This is a genomic window from Geobacillus sp. YHL, from assembly GCF_022341265.1.
GTDB lineage: Bacteria > Bacillota > Bacilli > Bacillales > Anoxybacillaceae > Geobacillus > Geobacillus thermoleovorans.
In genome coordinates this window covers 1-5,825 of the sequence record NZ_JAEIGB010000040.1, presented here as the reverse complement: position 1 = coordinate 5,825, position 5,825 = coordinate 1, and the positions used below count along the sequence as shown (strand labels likewise).

4 protein-coding genes are annotated in these 5,825 nt (G+C 37.0%); 1 reads left to right on the top strand and 3 read right to left on the bottom strand.

All coding sequences use genetic code 11. The features are described from left to right. Window positions 1-181: 181 nt before the first annotated feature. The 3 genes from JCR24_RS17290 to JCR24_RS17280 form a co-directional block, all read right to left on the bottom strand. Entirely contained in the window at window positions 182-802 is a 621-nt protein-coding gene (locus tag JCR24_RS17290; protein ID WP_238981098.1) for an AmiS/UreI family transporter, read from the bottom strand. A gap of 27 nt (window positions 803-829) precedes the next feature. Beyond that, a complete protein-coding gene (locus tag JCR24_RS17285) occupies window positions 830-1,948 on the bottom strand; it encodes an AAA family ATPase (RefSeq protein WP_238981097.1) in 1,119 nt (372 codons plus the stop codon). Between the two features lie 76 nt (window positions 1,949-2,024). Continuing rightward, complete coding sequence (locus JCR24_RS17280) at window positions 2,025-3,071, bottom strand: aliphatic amidase (RefSeq protein ID WP_081188968.1); 1,047 nt, start codon at window positions 3,069-3,071, stop codon at window positions 2,025-2,027. A gap of 286 nt (window positions 3,072-3,357) precedes the next feature. Between JCR24_RS17280 and JCR24_RS17275 the strand changes: the two genes are divergently transcribed. Continuing rightward, complete coding sequence (locus JCR24_RS17275) at window positions 3,358-5,700, top strand: transporter substrate-binding protein (RefSeq protein ID WP_238981096.1); 2,343 nt, start codon at window positions 3,358-3,360, stop codon at window positions 5,698-5,700. The last annotated feature ends 125 nt before the right edge of the window (window positions 5,701-5,825 follow it).

Here is a 5,825-nt window from a genome sequence, read left to right as displayed (position 1 = left end):
TTCGCTTGGTGGCCCCGACGAGCGTCGCGAACAAAAGTTCGCAACCCTCGTCGGGGATCATTTCGGAATGTCACCCACAAATATTTTACTCACACCTAGAACTGTAAAGCAAACGGTATTAGGGTATGATGCTTGTTACTTGCTGAATGTGGGAGTTAAACGGTGATCCGTGTTTTCTATATTAAGCTTTTGTTGAAATGCTATTTATTTTGGAAGAAGAAGGTTTAGTGGATATATATATAACGATAAAAGCTAGAATCGTTAAAATGGTTACTGATAAAGTAGTTTTTAGTCCTACGACATCCCATTGATTAATTAGAAGGAGAAAAGCGGGAATAGTCGCTGTAATCCATGCTTGAATAAACGCGACCCAACCAGTAAAGACAGCGATGTTCTTTTTTTGTGCAAGTAGTAAGTAAAATAAAGTCCAAAGGAAGGACCACATAAGCCAAATAATACCGAATTTTATATCTTGCAGTTTAGCAAAGTTTATATAACTATATCCTAAAGCTAGAATTGCTACCCATAGAGAGTACCATCCCAAACCTGAAGAGTCTAAGTTTTTTAGATTAGAAATTCCTACATATAGATAAGTTAAACCAAAAAGAAATATACCTGAAGCGTTAAAGATCATCCATGGATCCCCTTTAGATGTAAATATGAGATAAAACGGTGTAATAACTTGCATCGCTCCAATAAATAAGTTGAACACTCCAGCGCTTTTTTCATCGACTTTCCCCAATAACATTAAGCTATTGATAAATAATACAGCGCCAACATACATTAGGCCGACTTTATCCATGTTCCTTCCCCTCTCAACAGTGAATAATTATGGCCTTTCTTGTGTTGATTCAAAGAGGATCAGATTGCCGTCCTTTATTTTTGCAATAAATTGGACTGGATGGTCTTGATGTAATCGTTTACTAATTTTTGCGGCTAAGGGAACTTCTATATATTTTCGAATAGCGCGTTTTAAAAATCTCGCGCCATATCGCTGATCAAAACCTTTCTTAATCAAGAATTTACGAGCAGATTCGTCGAGCTGAAGTGTGCAGTTATATTTTTTTATTCTTCGGTTAATAGCCTGAATTTGGAGATCAAGAATATGTTCTAGCGCATCTTGTTTTAACCAATGAAAGACAAAAATATCATCGAATCTGTTGATGAACTCGGGACTAAATCGTTTTTCTAACTGAGAAAGAACAATAGAGCGGAGAAAATCTTGTTCTGTTTTCCCCCAATTAGAAGGACGTAAGAACCAAAGAAATTTACGTAATTTATACTTTAGACTTTTGCTAGCATAACTAATGATTTCTTTTGCGCCAATATTGCTTGTCATAAAGATCATGGCATTACGGAAATTAATAACTTTCTCTCCCGATGTCATTACTAATATACCGTTATCCATTACATTAAGCAGGGAATAAATAACTTGATCATCTGCTTTTTCCAGTTCGTCAAAAAGAACAATCCCAGGTTTACTGTAGGATCCTTCAATTTTTTCCTTTTGGAATAAGGAGTTTCCCTCTTTACTCCCTACGTACCCTGGAGGAGCACCTGTTAACGCCGCAGCATAGTGTTCCTGGGTTAGTGTATTCATGTCAATTCGACAATAAGCTTCCGCATTTCCGTAGATAGCTTCACTAAGCACTCGAACTATTTCTGTTTTTCCCACACCTGTTGGCCCTAGAAATAATGCGACATACAAAGGGCGGTTCTCTTCTGTGATATCAGTCCAAACAATATTTAACATTTCCTCTATACCATCTAAAACTTCATCTTGTCCCCAAATTTTTGATCGTATATGATGAATCACTTCATTTACTTCAAAGCGAAATCGTGTAACTAAGGGAGAAGAGGAATTGAAAGTTTCTGAAAGATTAGCTGATGATGAATTTTGGTGGCGATTCTCATTTAAATCCTTTAATTTCGATGTTATAAATGTCATCGCATCATCCCCTAATTGTATCGATAAAGGAGGTCAGGTCCAAGAACCTGCCCCCCTTCTCTTTCTTATTCCTAGATCATTTTCCAGCTACTTTTTCTATTCCTTCGTGAGGTATTCCTTCTATCGGACACTCAGCAGTTCCTACTGTGGAACGTGTGATCTTTTCTACGTTTTCACGGGCCTTTTCTGCATCAAGCACCCATGTACGGTAGAAGTCAAATGGACACTCTGCTACGCCACGACCGTCTTCTCCTGATTTAATTAAACCGGTATATCCACGGTGAAGTAGTTTAAATAAGTGGTTTTGTGATTGTGAGTTTTTGCGGAAATCGCGGATTTGCGATATAGAGAGTTCGGCGTATTGAACTCCGTTTTCCTCTGTGCCGCATTCCCCTAATGTACGACCATCAAAACCAATAATAGCTGAATGACCAAAATAAGAATAAACACCGTCGAATCCAGACGCATTAGCAACAGCAACATACGTATTATTCGCCCAGGCCATTGCTTTCGCCATGATAATTTGTTGTTCTTTTGCCGGATACATATATCCTTGGCATCTAACAATAAGTTCTGCGCCTTTCATAGCACAATCACGCCATATTTCTGGATAGTTTCCGTCGTCACAGACAATTAAACTTATTTTGATTCCTTTTGGTCCTTCTACTACATAAGTAGTGTCTCCAGGATACCACGGTTCAATTGGGCACCAAGGAATAATTTTACGGTATTTCTGTACAATTTCTCCTTTGTTATTCATTAAAATCAAGGTGTTATAAGGAGCTTTATTTGGATGATCTTCATGTCTTTCACCTGTTAAAGAAAATACCCCCCAAGTGTTGGCAGCACGACATGCTTCGGCAAATATAGCAGTTTCTTCACCAGGAATGGAAGAGGCAGTATCATACATTTCTTGTTCATCGTACATGATTCCATGAGTGCTGTACTCTGGAAAAACGATTAAGTCCATACCAGGGAGTCCCTTTTTGATTCCCACAATCATGTCCGCTATTTTGCGGCAGTTGTCCAATACCTCCTCCTTTGTGTGAAGACGCGGCATTTTGTAGTTGACCACTGCAACACCGACTGTGTCATGGCTGCTCGAGATATCCCCATGTCTCATTTTTCATTACTCCTTTCCTTGATTGATTTGATTGTATAGATGGAAACGAAGATCATATGCTTTGTTTCCATCCATCTGCCCTATATTTCTTGCAAGAAGTGTGCCAAGTTTAGATGTTGTTAACATATCTTATATTTAAATAAGTGGGATAGGGAGGTTTTCAATTTTGCGACAGTAGTTTTTGATTAAATATTTGAAACATTAGTAATTTTATAATAAAATCAGAAACGATAGAGGATGTTCAATTTTTATACATTGTTGCAAAATGATACAAAGGGGGGATTATATGAATATTTGTATAGGTCTTTTATTTTCATTAACAGGCATCACTTCCTTAACGGAAATTGGCCAATATCAAGCAGCTGCGTATGCCCTCGAGAAATTCCAAAAAGATTACAGCAAATCAAATATTTCATTTACATATGAAGTAAGAGACATTCGTTCCGATCCAATTGAAAGCTATAGGCAAGCATTGGATATGGCGCGTTCAGGGATAAAAGTTTTTGTAGGATGCTATACATCCGCATGTCGCAAAGCTATTTTACCTGTTCTTGAGCAATACGATTGTTTTTTAATATATCCGGCGCTTTATGAAGGACAGGAGATTCATCCAAATGTTTTCTATGTTGGAGAAATTCCCAATCAACAAATAGCTTCACTGCTTAAATTTACGGTTGAACAATTTGGAAAAAAAGTTTATTTAATTGGAAACGATTATGTTTACCCTAGATATACGAATCAGCAAATTAGAGAGATGCTATATGAGTTGGATGGGAAAGTGATTGGGGAAAAATATGTTCCATTAGGGCACAAAGAGTTTTCGCCTTATTTTGAAGAGATTAAGCATTCTTCTCCTAATGCGATATTGTCTACGCTTGTTGGGGAAAGTATATTGCCTTTTTATAAAACTTATTATGAATTAGGATTAAATCCTGAGGAAATACCTATTATTAGCCCAATTACGACAGAGCTGGAAATACAAGCAATGGGACCTAAATATGCGGCTGGTCATTATAGTTGTTTTAGTTATTTCCAGTCATTAGATATTCCTGAAAACCATTTATTTGTAAAAGGTATGAAAGAAAAGTATGGATTGGACACGGTTATTTCCGCAGTTATGTGCAGTACTTACATTGGGATTCAGATCGTATTAGAAGCGATATGTCATTTACAATCCACAGAAAGAAGGAAAATCTTAAAATATTTATACGAGAAAGAGTTTTCTTCCCCAAGTGGAAAAATTAAAATAGAATCTAATCATCATTTGTCAAGAGAAGTGAGAATTGGAAAAGCAAAGGAAAATGGACAGTTTGAAATTGTTTGGAGCTCGGGACAACAAATTTCTGCAAGGCCACTTTTAACAAATACGCTTCTAGATTCTATGGATGAAGAAGAGATATGGAAAGTTTTAGTCGAAGAAATTGGTAAAGAGGTATCTGATGGGATTATCGTCGTTGACCAAAATAATAAGATTTTATACATGAATCCTTACGCTTATTCTGTAACTAGAGCCAAACAAGGGGACGTTCTCGATGATGCACATTTATCGGATATAGGCTATGAAGTAACGAAAAGAGAAGTGAAGAAATCTTATCATGTTTTTTTGATTTTTATCAAGAAAACATCCGTACAATCTCCTTCGTGTGGAATACCGTCTAAAAATAAGTATCAATTTGGAAATATCGTAACTTACAATCCGGCTTTTCAAAAAGAGCTTCATATTGCTTCAATCGCCTCACAATTTGACACAAATGTATTAATATTAGGGGAAACTGGCACTGGTAAAGAAGTTTTGGCACGGACTATTCATGAGCAAAGCCCTCGTCGTAATGGACCGTTTATTGCTTTGAATGCGGGGGCTATTCCAAAAGAACTGATTGCTAGTGAGTTATTTGGATATGTGGAAGGAGCATTTACAGGTTCAAAAAAAGGCGGAAACATTGGAAAGTTTGAAGCCGCCAATGGGGGCACATTGTTTCTTGATGAAATTGGAGAGATGCCATTAGAATTGCAAGTAAGCCTTCTTCGAGTGCTAGAGGAGCGAAAAGTGGTTCGTATCGGTGATTATAAGGAACGACCTGTTAATGTAAGAGTCATCGCTGCAACAAACCGCAATCTTAAAGAGGAAATTGCTTACCAGGGCTCTTTCCGTTCCGACTTATATTATCGGTTGAATGTGTTTACCATTCATGTCCCTCCACTTCGACATCGAATAGAAGATATTCCTTATTTATCGATACAATTCTTGCGTCAGTTTCATCAGTATTATGGAAAAGGACCTCTAGATTTATGTGATTCCGCATTGCAAATGCTTCAGTCCTATCATTGGCCAGGTAACATACGCGAATTGAAAAACGTGATGGAAAGGGCGTTTCTTTTAGCCATTAATGAGCCGAAAATCCTTCCTTTACACTTACCTGAAGATTTTCAAAATTCCAGTACAATAAAACAATCTCACTTAGCTGGTAATCTAAAGTATATGGAAAAACAAATGATCGAGCAAGTTCTTCAAGAAACAAAAAATATTACAGAAGCAGCTAAAATTCTTGGTGTAACTAGAAGCACATTATACCGAAAAATGAATAAATGGAATATCCGAAAAAAACATTTTAAAAGCAGTAGTAGTTGATTTCGTACCAACTGGTGTAAATTATCACCTGTAGATGAGCAAATTCACTGACATAAATTTACAACTAAACAAAAAAGGAGACATGAACCCGATTCCTTGGTTAGAATAGATGTACCACCAACTAT